Annotated in this window: 13 protein-coding genes; 4 read left to right on the top strand and 9 right to left on the bottom strand. The window is 45.9% G+C overall.

Annotated features, from left to right (window positions below; genetic code table 11):
* Position 1 precedes the first annotated feature (1 nt).
* The 3 genes from DPF91_RS12005 to DPF91_RS11995 form a co-directional block, all read right to left on the bottom strand.
* On the bottom strand, positions 2-526 hold the full coding sequence (locus DPF91_RS12005) for a helix-turn-helix domain-containing protein (protein ID WP_117234675.1): 525 nt from the start codon (positions 524-526) through the stop codon (positions 2-4).
* Between the two features lie 221 nt (positions 527-747).
* Complete coding sequence (locus DPF91_RS12000) at positions 748-2,046, bottom strand: dicarboxylate/amino acid:cation symporter (protein ID WP_117234674.1); 1,299 nt, start codon at positions 2,044-2,046, stop codon at positions 748-750.
* A 337-nt stretch (positions 2,047-2,383) separates the two neighbouring features.
* On the bottom strand, positions 2,384-2,914 hold the full coding sequence (locus tag DPF91_RS11995; RefSeq protein WP_117234673.1) for a 3'-5' exonuclease: 531 nt from the start codon (positions 2,912-2,914) through the stop codon (positions 2,384-2,386).
* Between the two features lie 308 nt (positions 2,915-3,222).
* Here DPF91_RS11995 and DPF91_RS11990 point away from each other — a divergent pair, with 308 nt between their 5' ends.
* The 4 genes from DPF91_RS11990 (at position 3,223) to DPF91_RS11975 (ending at position 9,462) form a co-directional block, all read left to right on the top strand.
* Positions 3,223-3,855: a DUF2760 domain-containing protein gene (locus DPF91_RS11990; protein ID WP_117234672.1), complete on the top strand. Its 633-nt coding sequence runs from the start codon at positions 3,223-3,225 to the stop codon at positions 3,853-3,855.
* On the top strand, positions 3,855-5,810 hold the full coding sequence (locus DPF91_RS11985; RefSeq protein WP_241033813.1) for an Hsp70 family protein: 1,956 nt from the start codon (positions 3,855-3,857) through the stop codon (positions 5,808-5,810). Before DPF91_RS11990 ends, DPF91_RS11985 begins: the two co-directional genes overlap by 1 nt.
* Positions 5,811-5,915: 105 nt before the next feature.
* Positions 5,916-8,738, top strand: coding sequence for an Hsp70 family protein (locus DPF91_RS11980; RefSeq protein WP_117234671.1), 2,823 nt, complete (start codon positions 5,916-5,918; stop codon positions 8,736-8,738).
* Positions 8,739-8,775: 37 nt separating this feature from the next.
* Entirely contained in the window at positions 8,776-9,462 is a 687-nt protein-coding gene (locus DPF91_RS11975) for a DNA-3-methyladenine glycosylase I (protein WP_117234670.1), read from the top strand.
* A 70-nt stretch (positions 9,463-9,532) separates the two neighbouring features.
* On the opposite strand, the gene DPF91_RS11970 is transcribed toward DPF91_RS11975, so the two are convergent.
* The 6 genes from DPF91_RS11970 to DPF91_RS11945 all read right to left on the bottom strand — a co-directional run bounded on the left by DPF91_RS11970 (position 9,533) and on the right by DPF91_RS11945 (position 13,326).
* Positions 9,533-10,174, bottom strand: coding sequence for a LysE family translocator (locus DPF91_RS11970; protein WP_117234669.1), 642 nt, complete (start codon positions 10,172-10,174; stop codon positions 9,533-9,535).
* A gap of 170 nt (positions 10,175-10,344) precedes the next feature.
* Complete coding sequence (mnhG, locus tag DPF91_RS11965) at positions 10,345-10,737, bottom strand: monovalent cation/H(+) antiporter subunit G (RefSeq protein WP_241033812.1); 393 nt, start codon at positions 10,735-10,737, stop codon at positions 10,345-10,347.
* Positions 10,727-11,002 carry a cation:proton antiporter gene (locus DPF91_RS11960; RefSeq protein ID WP_117234668.1) on the bottom strand — a complete coding sequence of 92 codons (276 nt, stop codon included), beginning with the start codon at positions 11,000-11,002 and terminating at the stop codon, positions 10,727-10,729. Before DPF91_RS11960 ends, mnhG begins: the two co-directional genes overlap by 11 nt.
* Positions 11,003-11,007: 5 nt before the next feature.
* Complete coding sequence (locus DPF91_RS11955; RefSeq protein WP_117234667.1) at positions 11,008-11,481, bottom strand: Na+/H+ antiporter subunit E; 474 nt, start codon at positions 11,479-11,481, stop codon at positions 11,008-11,010.
* 1 nt (position 11,482) lies between these two features.
* Positions 11,483-12,976, bottom strand: coding sequence for a Na+/H+ antiporter subunit D (locus tag DPF91_RS11950; RefSeq protein WP_117234666.1), 1,494 nt, complete (start codon positions 12,974-12,976; stop codon positions 11,483-11,485).
* Positions 12,973-13,326: a Na+/H+ antiporter subunit C gene (locus tag DPF91_RS11945; RefSeq protein WP_117234665.1), complete on the bottom strand. Its 354-nt coding sequence runs from the start codon at positions 13,324-13,326 to the stop codon at positions 12,973-12,975. Before DPF91_RS11945 ends, DPF91_RS11950 begins: the two co-directional genes overlap by 4 nt.
* Between the last annotated feature and the right edge of the window lies 1 nt (position 13,327).

Here is a 13,327-nt window from a genome sequence, read left to right as displayed (position 1 = left end):
ATTAACCCTCCTTTTTGGCGTAAGTGATGGTGACCAGTAACGTCGTCCAGAGATCGCCTGTCCTATAAACATGAGGTTTATCTGCAGAGAATTGGCAACTCTCGCCAGCAAATAACGTTTTTGTTTCCCTCTGTGGGCCAACTTCTAACTGACCAGAGATTACGGTAATAGTTTCAGACGTGCCTTGGGTGTGCGGCTCCGAGAGCCTCGAAGTATTCGGTGCACAAGACATCCAATAAGCGTCGACCTGAGGATTGTCAGAACCTTGTTCAATGAGCTTAACCTGCACGCCATCATCACTGATCGGCGTATTAACGGAGACAACCAAGCTACCGAAGGGAACGTCTAGTTGGGTTGCCAGTCGCCAGATTGTGTCGATGGTTGGGTTGCCACTCCCCTGCTCTATTCGTGACAAATTTGATTTAGCAATACCCGCATCCAATGCAAGTTGAGATAAAGACAATCCCTTCGCAATACGCAAGCTCTGTAGATTTCTTCCCAGGGTGCTAAAGATTAAGTTGCCCATTCATCATCTCGATAATTGTTCTTTATATAGAACGTTCTATATAAGGAACAAAAATAAGTCAATCAATTTTTGACCAATCAAACCCGAGAAAACGTTATCTGGTTGAATTTTCGTGAGTTAATTTCGAGGGGATTTTTGCGTTAATATGAAGAGTTGGTGTACTGCGAGATCAAAAAAGCCGCTCATGGAGAGCGGCTTAGAGTCAGAATATTTTTGCAGAATTAAGAGTGCTTGAGGTGAACCTCTTCCTCTTTAACCCCCGCCATTGGGTCGTTAAAGCGTTCCTCATCCAGTGCACCTTCAGTCTTAGCAACAATGATAGTCACGGCACTATCACCGGTAATGTTTACTGCGGTACGGATCATATCAAGCAGACGGTCAACACCCATGATTAGTGCAATACCTTCTAGTGGCAGACCTACTTGGTTAAGTACCATAGCCAGCATAACTAGACCAACACCTGGAACACCAGCAGTACCAATAGAAGCCAGCGTTGCTGTCATGATCACCATTAGGTAATCACCCATAGTAAGGTCGATGTTAAACGCCTGCGCAATAAACGCGGTCGCCACACCTTGCATGATAGCCGTACCGTCCATGTTCACTGTTGCACCAAGAGGAACAGTGAATGATGAAACGCGGTTTTCTACACCCATACGGTTTTTCGCCGTTTCCATGGTGACTGGAATCGTCGCGTTTGAAGAGGCTGTTGAGAATGCAAACATGATTGCATCTTCCATCTTCTTCAAGAAAGTAATTGGGTTCAGACCTGTAAAGCCTTTTAGCATCAAACTGTAAGTAACTAAACCGTGGAGCAGCAAGGTACCTGCTAATACTAAGAAGTATTCTGCAAGGTTAACGATAGCACCCAGGCCTAAACCAGTGAATAGCTTCGCCATTAAGAAGAACACACCGTATGGTGCTAGGTTCATCAAAATAGCCACTAGCTTCATGATCACTTCATTGAGGTCAGAGAAGAACGCAGCGATTCGCTCACCAGGTTTACCCGCAGCACTGATCGCAATACCAAATAGAACGGCAAATACGATAACTTGAAGCGTCTTGCCTTCAGCCATCGCACTGATTGGGTTGGTTGGGAACATATTAATAATAACCTGTCCCAATGATGGCGCTTCTGCTGAGCTAAATGAGCTTGCCGCCGTTAGGTCAGCACCAGCACCTGGCTGGAATAGATTACCCATGGTTAGCGCAAGTGTGATTGCGATAGCAGTTGTTGTTATGTAGAACGCTAGCGTCTTACCACCCATACGGCCCAGGGTAGAAAGATCTTTCAGCGAGCTAGTACCGCACACCAGTGACACGAAAACTAGTGGCACAACAAGCATTTTCAAGCTGGCAACGAATATTTGTCCGCCAACTTCAAATAGTCCATTAACAATGTACGAGTCGACAAATCCGTTGTCGGCGAAGAGGGTGCGAATTGCAAATCCTGTCAAGATACCTGCAACCATACCGAAAATAACTCGGCTGGTTAGTGACATCGGTTTCTTGGTATTCATAGTGAACACTCCTTATAGTTATTGTCCTTGAGTTCATTTCAAGGGAGTGCGAGATTAGCAGCGACTAAAAAAAACTAGAAAGAAAATTCCGACGAAATGGAAGTCAGTGTGATCACGATCACTCGTTTTTTTGCAGATTTAACGAGCCAATAACCAGTATAGTCAATGTTTTTTTCGCAATGACAAATTTATTAACAACGCGATTTGATTGGTATTTATACAGAAGAAATTGAGGGGAAGATAAGTTCCTAGCTTCAAAGACTTAGTTTCACAGACTTGGTAAAAGGAGGAAAACGAAACTAGGAACCAGTGGCAAAAGCAAAAAGAAATGGCAAATCTAAAGCATGGTAAGAGCAAGTTTAGCAAGGTTATAAGCGTCCACATAACCTGAATGTTGACGTCCTTCCCACTCGATCGCTTTTGATTCTTGCGCAGCACGGTGGCCAATGCGCTTGTCCTTCAGGCGGTTTTGAATTCGGTATAAGGTAGCTAAATTAATGAACTCTTTAAAAGGTAGGTCAATACCTTTCGACTGACACTCTTCTAGCATGATGAGATCATCTCGGCCCCATGACGCATAAATCTTATTCGCACCACCAAAGTTCTTCACCATTGACTTAAGAACTTCTTCAAGAGGACGACCTTGCTTCTCTATCTTGCGAGGAGTAATACCCGTAAGTTCACTACAGAATAGAGAGACTTCGTCGTGTTCTGGTTTGACGTAGTATTGAGCGCGCTTAACGATCTCACCTTTTGCCAAGTCTATCTCAGCCAAACCGATCTCGATAATTTCGCCAGTGGTGCCCACACCATCAACATTCCAACAGCACATTTCAAGATCGAAACATACGACACGATTGTAGTTCATCTATTACCTATTCTTACGAGTTCCTGAGCTAGCATGCATTTTACCTGAGGCAAACCTAGAGATCATCTACACTTACCCTCATTACTAATCAATGCTGATTTTGCAGTCAAATCGGCGTAAAAAAGTACACTTAAACGCCATTTGTTGCGGTGTTAAGCCTTGATTATGTTAAGATTCGGCCATATTTATACTCTTTAACTGCACTCCGGCTTGCTAAGCCGCAGTAAGATTAATCCGAATTATCCGTCAAGGAGGCAATTCAATTTGCACACCTTGGCCGTAAAAACAAAAGAATAGAGAATTCACCCATGATCGTCGATTTACAAATGATCCCTGAAACTTTTGATATGTTGCATGCAGGCCTTACTGCATCAAGTGTTTTACTCCTGCTACTTGCAGTGTCTCGTAAATCAAAAGTCATCGAAAAAGTGGTAGAAAAGCCAGTAGAGAAAATTGTTGAAGTTGAGAAGCCTGTCGAGAAAATCATCGAGGTTGAGAAGGTCGTTGAAGTAGAAAAAGTCATTGAGAAAGTAGTAGAGGTAGAATCTAAGCTTGCGACTGCTTCAACCGACTCTGCGATGCAGCTTCTTTCTATCATGCAGCAAGAAGCTCGCTTGATTGATTTCCTAAAAGAGGACCTTACAGCATTCTCTGATGAAGATGTTGGTGCAGCTGCACGAGTCATCCACACAGGTGGTCAGAAAGTACTAAAAGACTACGTAACACTTGAGCACATCCGAACTGAAGACGAAGAGACTCGCGTTGCTGTGGAAGACGGCTTCAACCCACAAGAAGTTCGTCTAACCGGCAATGTAACAGGTAACGCACCATTCCACGGCACGCTTGTTCATAAAGGTTGGAAAGCAATGTCAATGAACCTTCCTAAGCTAGCCGAAAACTACGATGCGTCTGTGATTGCACCTGCAGAGGTTGAGCTGTAATGGAACACAATAACGAACAAACACAAATGCCAGCTGCACCGGGTTTTAATCCTGAAGCACCGCGCTATAGCGTAGGTATAGACTTAGGTACTACCCACTGTGTACTTTCTTACGTTGATACAACGATTGAAGACGCACGCGTAGAGGTAATGTCGATTCCTCAATTAACTGCGCCAGGTACAGTAGAAACTCGCTCTCAGCTTGGTTCTTTCCTATATCAACCGCACGAACACGAAATGAACGCTGCGTCACGTGTTCTCCCATGGTCTGACGAACCAACCGCCCTTGTGGGTGCTATTGCACGTAACCTAGGTTCAAAAACGCCACTTCGCCTTATCGCAAGTGCAAAATCTTGGCTATGCCACGGTGGCGTAAACCGTCGTGATGCATTCCTACCTGCTGGCAGCCCTGAAGAAGTTGAAAAGGTTTCACCACTGCGTGCGACTGAGCTTTACTTAGAGCACCTAAAGTCAGCATGGAACCATGCAAATCCAAATAACCCTCTTGCCGATCAAGATGTAACGATCACCGTTCCAGCATCGTTTGATCCAGCAGCTCGTGACCTAACGGCAGAAGCCGCTCGCAACGTTGGTTTTGTTCACCTCACACTTCTAGAAGAGCCGCAAGCGGCACTTTACAACTGGATTGATAACAGCAACGACGAATGGCGTAACGAAGTATCCGTTGGCGACATTGTGCTGGTTGTTGATATCGGTGGTGGTACGACCGACCTTTCGCTTGTTGAAGTAACCGAAGACGATGGCAACTTAACACTGAATCGTATCGCGGTTGGTGAGCACATCCTTCTTGGTGGTGACAACATGGACTTAGCTCTAGCTTACCGCCTCAAGATGAAACTAGCGCAAGATGGCAAAGAGCTACAGCCTTGGCAAGTTCAAGCGATGACACACGCTTGTCGTGATGCAAAAGAAGCCCTGCTGAACGATGCTGAGCTTCAATCAGTACCAATCGTAGTACCAAGCCGCGGCTCTAAGCTGCTTGGCGCAACGCTAAAAACAGAACTGACTCAAGAAGAAGTTCAACAAACGCTTGTCGACGGCTTCTTCCCGAAGGTTGCAGTCACTGAGCACCCAGTACAACGTAACCGCGGCGCACTGACTCAAATGGGTCTGCCTTATGCACAAGATGCAGGCATTACTCGTCATATTGCCGCTTTCCTAACGAAACAAGCAAACGCACAAAACGGTGAAACTGCACCTGCGCAAGATTTCAATCCGTTCGCAAACATGCCGGGTATGCCTGGTGGTGATGCAGCACCTGCAGGTGATTTCATCAAGCCAACAGCAATCCTATTTAACGGTGGTGTGCTTAAATCAACACTACTTGCAGAGCGCCTTGAAGAAACCATCAACGAATGGCTTCTAGAAGCAGACACGGAAATGGCACAACGCCTCACGGGTGTTGATCTCGATCTAGCGGTTGCAAGCGGCGCATCTTACTACGGCTCTGTTCGTCGCGGTCAAGGCGTTCGTATCCGCGGCGGTATTGCTTCAAGCTACTATGTGGGTATTGAAAGTGCGATGCCAGCAATCCCAGGCATGGCACCTCCAATGGAAGCACTGTGTGTTGCACCATTTGGTATGGAAGAAGGCTCAAGCGTTGACGTTCCAAGTCAAGAGTTCGGTCTAATTATCGGTCAGCCAGTGAACTTCCAATTCTTCGGTTCTACCGTTCGTCGTGAAGACGCAGCAGGTACCCACCTAGATCATTGGGCACCAGAGGAGCTAGAAGAACTACCAGAAATTCAGGTAACACTACCAGTATCTGAAGGTCGACGTGAAGGTGAAGTGGTACCGGTTACCCTAGCCTCTCGCGTGACTGAGCTTGGCACGCTTTACCTCGAAGCGATTGCCGCAGATAACGGTCAGAAATGGCACGTTGAGTTCGACGTTCGTGAAGATGCGAACACAACAGAAAGCTCTGAGCAACACTAAAAACTTTTAACGGCATCCAAGCGGATGCCGTTTTTATACTCTTCATACTTGAAGCTGCAGCCCCAATTATTTTGAGTATCTATTAATAGAAAAGGTATTCGCCACATGCCATCCCCTCGTTTTCTTGTCGGTATCGACTTAGGTACCACTAATACCGTTGTCGCCTATTGTGAGATAACCGAAAACCTACAACAATCGGAAGTATCACTATTCGACATCGACCAGCTGATAGGTCCTGGTGAGGTTGTTCGTAAACCACTCCTCCCTTCTTTCCGCTACCACGCTGCCGCTAGCCAAATATCTGCTAACGACCTCACCCTGCCTTGGCAGAATGAATCCGTTGAGGGCGATATCGAGAATGTGATCATTGGTGAATGGGCTCGTGATCTTGGGGCGAAAGTAGAAGGCCGCCAAGTCTCTAGTGCCAAAAGCTGGCTATCGCATCAAGCGGTTGATCGTACGTCTGAGATCCTTCCTTGGGCTGCCGCCAGCGATGTAGAAAAAGTCTCCCCAATTATTGCCAGTGCAAGTTACCTTAATCACATTCGCCAAGCATGGAACTATCGGAATCCAAGTAACAAGCTTGAAGATCAAGATGTTGTCGTTACCGTTCCTGCATCCTTTGATGAAACCGCACGTAAGTTCACGCTAGAAGCCGCTAAACTGGCAGGCTTGAGCAAAATCGTCTTGCTCGAAGAGCCACAAGCCGTCTGCTATGACTGGTATGCTCGTCACCAACAAACAGCGAATGAAGAGCTAAAAGAACTGCCGCTCATCCTGGTTTGTGATGTCGGTGGTGGTACGACTGACTTGAGCTTAATTGAAGCCAGCTTTTCAACCGAAGATGGCAGCAACAATGAACTCAGTTTGGACCGTATCGGTGTAGGTGAGCATCTGATGTTGGGGGGTGATAACCTCGATCTTGCACTTGCCCATCTTGCTGAGCAGCGATTTAACCAAAACAAGAAACTTAATGCAGCTAACCTAACGAAGCTCATTCAGCAAACTCGCCAAGCAAAAGAGAACCTACTCTCTGTGAGTGCCCCAGAAGAAGTTAAGATCACCATGCTTGGCAGCGGCTCGAAACTCCTAGGAGGCACCAAGAGCGTTGGGTTAACTAAACAAGAAGTTCATCAGATTGCACTGGATGGTTTCTTCCCGATTACCGAGTTTGAATCAACACCAGACAAACGTCGCAGTGCCGTCGTAGAGTTTGGCTTGCCTTACGTAGCAGATCCAGCAGTTAGTAAGCATATTGCTGAGTTCTTAACACTGCATCAGCAAGTCTCTTATTCTGCGCTGAACCAAGAAGACACCACTAAACCTGCAATCCCGGTTGGTCTTTTACTTAACGGTGGTGTGTTCAATAGCGAGTTGGTTACAGAGCGTGTAACTCAGCTAATCAACAACTGGAAAGGCTCTGAGGTAACGGTTCTAGATAATCCACATCCAGATTGGTCTGTAGCACTCGGTGCGGTTGCTTTTGGTAAGGCTCGCCGTGGTGCACAGCTTAAAATTGGTGGTGGCTCGGCTCGTTCATACTTCTTGCATCTGCAAGAGAAAAATAAAATGGGCAAAGCGCTGTGTCTACTGGCAAAAGGAACGGAAGAAGGCCAAGAGATTCGCTTGAGTGGTCGTCGCTTCTCACTGACACTCGGTGAGCCGGTTCGTTTTAATCTACTGACTTCAACTCACGATACACTGACCCATAACACAAGCATTCAAAATGGTGTAATGGTTGACGTTGACCCAGATATCTTCATACCGCTTCCGCCTTATATCTCGACTTTGGAAGGTCAAGGTACCGATCTTCAAGCAAACCAAAAAGAGCGTGTTGAGGTTCAGCTTGCGTGCCAGTTGACTGAAGTGGGCACACTAAAGATCGAATGTGTCAACAGCGAAGACGACAGCAAACGTTGGGAACTCGAGTTTGAAGTTCGTAACCAGAAAGCAGAAGAAGAGTCCGAGGCGAAGCTTCACCCTCGCCTACCTGAATGTAAAGAGTTGATTGCTCGCATTTATAGCGGCAACAAAAAAAGCGCCGATGGCAATGAGATAAAAACTCTGGCGAAAGATCTTGAAAAGAAACTTGGAAAGCGTGATGAATGGGATTTCGTCACGCTTCGTCAACTATTTGATACTTTTGCTCAAGGCCGAAAGCGTCGCCGTCGCTCAGAACAACATGAAAAGAACTGGCTGCGTCTAGCAGGTTATTCTATGCGCCCTGGTTTTGGCGATGCCACCGACTCTTGGCGTATAGAGCAAATCTGGGCACTCTATCAGCAAGGTATCCAGTTTAAGAACCATCAAGGCTGGAGTGATTGGTGGGTGTTCTGGCGCCGTATTGCAGGTGGCTTAAATCAAGAGCAGCAAGAAACCATTTTGGCGGATATTGCTAAATATCTACATCCCGGAGCAATGAAAAACCCACAATCAGCGAAAGCCGCTCAAGAAATGGGTTACGAAGCAATGGTTAGACTTGCAGCATCATTGGAAAACCTTGATGTTGAAGATAAGTCCCTACTTGCGACTTGGTTCTTGAGTAAAGCAATAAACCAAAATCAGTTTGAACAAGCGCACTGGTGGGCATTAGGACGACTAGCCTCCCGCACTCCACTCTATGGCAGTCAACATAGTGTGATTCCTCGCGAGCAAGCTGAACAATGGCTTCCTAAACTGCTCGAACAAAACTGGCAAAAAGAGCCAATGGTTGCCTTTGCTACCGTGATGATTTGTCGCAAGACTGGTGACCGACTGTTTGATATCTCCGATGATTTCAGACAGCAAGTTCTTTCCAAGCTGGAGCAAAGTAAAGTGCCAGCATCATGGATTGAGTTGGTGAAAGACGTCAAAGAACTCTCGCAGAGTGAATCAAAACGCGTATTCGGTGACGCACTGCCTAGCGGCTTGACGCTAGTTAATCACTAACGGCTAGAGAAATAGAGCAAGATTTAAGGAGTTTTTGATGGCGATAGAGAAGTTTGAAGCCATATACCAAAGAGCAGCTGAGCGCAAAGGTGGAGAAGCAGCGTTAGAAGCAATGTTGTCGATACCACTATCGAAAGAGGAACTGGCCACAATCCCGAATGACCGATGGCTTTCCGCGTTCAGCATGAAAGTATTTCAAAGTGGTATTAGCTGGAAAGTCGTTCGCAATAAGTGGCCTAACTTTGAAGAGCTATTCTTTGACTTTCGCATCGAACCTCTACTCATGCTTTCCGATGAGCATTGGGACATTAAATCTGAAGATAAGCGTATCATTCGTCACCATGCAAAAGTGATGTCCATAAAAGCCAATGCGCAGATGATCTATGAAGCATCCATCAAGCATGGTTCATTTGGTCAAATGGTGGCGGAGTGGCCTAGTGAAGATATCACAGGTCTGTGGCTTTATCTGAAAAAACACGGCAACCGCTTGGGTGGAAATACGGGGCCTTATACACTTCGTCAAATGGGTGTCGATACTTTTATTCTTTCTGGCGATGTAGAGGCTTATCTTCGTAATTGTAAAATCATCGAGGGTGGTAAAGACACTAAACGTTCACTTCAAGCGACAAGCGACGCCTTTGCCCATTGGCAAGCTGAGAGCGGTCGTAGTCTGACCGAGATTAGTCAGATCATTGCCTTTAGTACTGGTGACAATCGCCTTTAATAGCGTTAAATCAGTCTCCTCAAATGATAAAAGAGCGCTGCCTAGCGCTCTTTTCGTTTCTGTGGTTATGCTATCGCGTTGCAGTCGAAAGCAACCCACCTGCACCAATGAATACCCCGCCAGTGACACGATTGAACCATTTAGCTCGACCTGGTTTAAAAAGCCAACGTGAAGAGCGCGCCCCAAGATAGGTGTAAAGCATTAACCAAGAGAACTCAAACACAATAAAAGTGGCACTAAAAATTAGGTATTGAGAGAGTAAAGAATGGCTTGGGTCGATGAACTGAGGAAACAATGCGGTGAAGAATAAGATCGCTTTCGGATTACTCGCGCCAACAATAAAACCACTGATGTAATTACTGCGAGCATGCGTCCATGACCATTTTGATTGGGGACTATTCCCCTCACTATTCAACTCATAATCCTGTTGTTTTGAACGAAGCGCGATAAAACCGAGATACACCAAATAGGCAGCGCCCACCCATTTTATAACCTGAAAGGCCAGCTCAGACGATGCAATGAGAACCCCTAGACCAGTGAAAGACAGGGTGAGGATCATGGTAATTGCAGTCAAGCTACCCAGCGCTGTAAACATCGCTAAGCGCACACCGCTTGTCACCCCCTTCGTCATACACAACAACGAACTTGGGCCGGGAGATGCAGTCAGTATCAATACTGCCACCACGTAATATAACCAAATATCTATACTCATATTAAGCCTCCTTTCTTAATTAGATGAGTCAGTTACACTAGCATTCTTAAAACAATGGTACAAATTTTGTGCTACAAGCTCTAATTAGAAAACTATGAAAGCAAAAAAGCATGGCCGTTATAGCCATGCTTTTGTTATTCAGCGTATTAAGACAAGGCAGCTAGAACTAGTTAGTTCTCTTCTGTCTGTTTTTTCTTCACTGCATTCACGCTTGAAAGCTGGTGCGTGTCCATGTCGTACTGTTCTTTGATCGCGTCTTTCACCGTCCCTTCCCACACATCTACACCAACGAAGTAGCTGGTACGAGCTAGCACGTGAGCGGCAATTGGTGCCGTGACTATAATAAACACGACAACAGCGCCAGCGCGAACAACCACTGATGTGTCTTCCCAGAACACGATAGCAAACGCCATAATAAGTAAGCCTGCACCCAACGCACCAGCCTTTGTAGTGGCGTGCATACGAGTGAGTAAATCAGGCATACGATTCAAACCAATACTCGCGAGTAGCATTAAAAATGAACCCAATAGGACAGAAATCGAAACTATAATATCAGTCATCATCTTGAATACCTCGCTTCTCAAGGAAGCTCGAAAAGCCCACAGCCGCTAAGAAAGATGTTAGTGCTAGTACAATTGCGACATCGATAAACTTCGGCTCGTTGTAAGCAATGCTATATAGCACCACCAAACCAACCGTCAAAGCAGCCATCAGCTCCAATGCAACAACTCGGTCTGGCAGCGATGGGCCTTTTAATAGGCGAATTGATGATATGACCATCGCTAAACTCAACATGAGAAAGCCAATAAAATATACGGTTTCAAGCATGTGTATTACTCCAAAATTTCCATAACCATTGCTTCAAGCTTCTTCACTTCCGCAATGTGCATTTGTTCATCTTCGAAATACATCAAGTGAACAAAAAGAACCTTTCTATCAGTGGATACATCCAGCGCCAGTGAGCCTGGAGTTACAGTAATCAAATTTGACAACACCGTAATACCCGCATCACTCTTGATATCAAGTGGTACCGCGATTACCGCTGGCTTCATCAAGTGTGTTGGAGTCAAAACATCGTAAGCAACACGAGCATTCGACTTTACCAAGTCCCAGATAAAAAACAGTACAAAGTTCAGCATCTTTGGACCTTTACCAAAGTAAGTTCCGAACGATGCGACATCTCTTACTAGATACGCCAGCACCACATAACTGAGAATCATCCCACCAAACAAATTCGACAACGTGTATGTCCCAGATAGCACTAACCATGCAAGTGCTAGGAGCATATTCCAACCAAACGCCTTCATATTAGTGACCTCCTAGTACAGCTCGGATGTACTGCTGTGGATCAAGGATCTGATCAGCAGTCATACTTGCTAGGTTGATAAACCATTCGGCATTGATACCGATAGTGATGGTTATAGCCGCCATAAGAATGATCGGTAAGAACAAGCACAAACGTTCAGAGTCAGACAGAGCGGGTAACGTCTCTGCGTTATCAGGTAGCTTCTTCCAGAAACCCTCGGCCCAGATCTTAATCATCGAATACATTGTTAGAAGACCAACAGCCAGCGATGCGACGACACCAATCCAAGCTTCCGCTTCGATACCTGCTTTAATCACCACAAACTTGGCGAAGAATCCAGACAGTGGTGGAATACCAGCCAGCGACATAGCGGGAATCGCAAAGAGAATCGCAAGGAATGGTGCTGACTTATATAACCCACCCAGGCGACCTAAATCATACGTACCGTGCATGCGATGCATGACACCACCAATCAAGAACAGGTTTGTCTTTACAATGATGTGGTGGAATAGATAAAACACACCACCCAAAATCGCCAACGGCGTAAACAATGCAAGACCAAGGATCATGTAACCAATCTGGCTCACGATGTGGAACGACAAGATTCTACGTACTTCAAATTGAGCAGCGGCGCCGAGTACACCCGTAACCATGGTAAAGATACCCATCCACATCAGTAATGTACTGTGTGTAAAGGCAATATCACCGACGAAAATTAGGCTAAACACACGGTAGAGCGCATACACACCCACCTTAGTAAGTAGACCCGCAAACACAGCAGAGATTGCCACTGGTGGCGTATGGTATGAAGCAGGCAACCAGAAGAACAACGGAAACGCTGCCGCTTTGATACCGAATGCGACTAGGAACAGCAGTGAGATCAGAGTGACCACTTCTGGGTTATCTGACATCGCAAGCTTTTGCCCAAGATCTGCCATATTCAAAGTACCGGCATAAGCATAAAGCAGGCCTATTGCACTCAAGAAAAGAGCCGACGACAACAAGTTAAGTGTTACGTACTTAAGTGCTCCTTCCATTTGGCTTCGCTCACCACCAAGGATCAGTAAGCCAAACGACGCCACTAGCATAATCTCAAACCAAACATACAGGTTGAAAATATCACCAGTGAGGAAAGAACCAATCACACCAGCGAGCATCAGATGAAGAAGTGGATAGAATCCAAACTTCTCATGCTCTTTACTCATAGTCGCAAGTGCGTAAATCGAGATACAAAACGCGACGACTGCAGACACCGTCACCATGACGACTGCAAGTAAATCCGCAACAAGTGAGATCCCGTATGGAGCCTCCCAATCGCCTAGAGTGACTACTTGAATACCATCGTTGTAAACCGTAGTGAACAAAACGACAGCGGAGATGAGCAACGCAAAGTTAGAAAACACACTGATCCAGCGTTGCAGAGTTTGATACTTCCACAGCGTCATAGACAACGCAGCGGCAAGCATCGGGATCAGTACTGGCATTAATAACATCATAGCTGTGAGTCTGTTCTCTTCATTTCGTTCATATCATCTGCGCCGATGACTTTATAAGCTCGCTTGATCAAGACAACGGCAAATGCTAGTACACCGAAACTGATCACGATCGCAGTCAATATCAAAGCTTGTGGTAATGGGTCAGCAATCTGTCCAACCGGGCCGGCTAACCCCTCTTCAATCAGAGGAGGTGCTCCGCGGACTAAGCCACCACCGGTAAAGATAAGTAGATTGGTTGCGTTGGATAAAATAATCAAACCAATAACCAGCTTAACAACGCTACGGCGTAGCATCATATAAAGTGCTGCTGCGTACAAAGCACCGATTACAAAAGCAAATAAGGTGGTCATA

The sequence above is a fragment of the Vibrio maerlii genome, assembly GCF_003415655.1.
Classification (GTDB): domain Bacteria; phylum Pseudomonadota; class Gammaproteobacteria; order Enterobacterales; family Vibrionaceae; genus Vibrio; species Vibrio maerlii.
This window is presented reverse-complemented; position numbering and strand designations above follow the sequence as displayed.

Bases quoted from the DNA above. Each gene is read 5' to 3' on its own strand.
- DPF91_RS12005 (WP_117234675.1), bottom strand. From the start codon at position 526: ATGGGCAACTTAATCTTTAGCACCCTGGGAAGAAATCTACAGAGCTTG.
- DPF91_RS12000 (WP_117234674.1), bottom strand. From the start codon at position 2,046: ATGAATACCAAGAAACCGATGTCACTAACCAGCCGAGTTATTTTCGGT.
- DPF91_RS11995 (WP_117234673.1), bottom strand. From the start codon at position 2,914: ATGAACTACAATCGTGTCGTATGTTTCGATCTTGAAATGTGCTGTTGG.
- DPF91_RS11990 (WP_117234672.1), top strand. From the start codon at position 3,223: ATGATCGTCGATTTACAAATGATCCCTGAAACTTTTGATATGTTGCAT.
- DPF91_RS11985 (WP_241033813.1), top strand. From the start codon at position 3,855: ATGGAACACAATAACGAACAAACACAAATGCCAGCTGCACCGGGTTTT.
- DPF91_RS11980 (WP_117234671.1), top strand. From the start codon at position 5,916: ATGCCATCCCCTCGTTTTCTTGTCGGTATCGACTTAGGTACCACTAAT.
- DPF91_RS11975 (WP_117234670.1), top strand. From the start codon at position 8,776: ATGGCGATAGAGAAGTTTGAAGCCATATACCAAAGAGCAGCTGAGCGC.
- DPF91_RS11970 (WP_117234669.1), bottom strand. From the start codon at position 10,174: ATGAGTATAGATATTTGGTTATATTACGTGGTGGCAGTATTGATACTG.
- mnhG (WP_241033812.1), bottom strand. From the start codon at position 10,737: ATGATGACTGATATTATAGTTTCGATTTCTGTCCTATTGGGTTCATTT.
- DPF91_RS11960 (WP_117234668.1), bottom strand. From the start codon at position 11,002: ATGCTTGAAACCGTATATTTTATTGGCTTTCTCATGTTGAGTTTAGCG.
- DPF91_RS11955 (WP_117234667.1), bottom strand. From the start codon at position 11,481: ATGAAGGCGTTTGGTTGGAATATGCTCCTAGCACTTGCATGGTTAGTG.
- DPF91_RS11950 (WP_117234666.1), bottom strand. From the start codon at position 12,976: ATGATGTTATTAATGCCAGTACTGATCCCGATGCTTGCCGCTGCGTTG.
- DPF91_RS11945 (WP_117234665.1), bottom strand. From the start codon at position 13,326: ATGACCACCTTATTTGCTTTTGTAATCGGTGCTTTGTACGCAGCAGCA.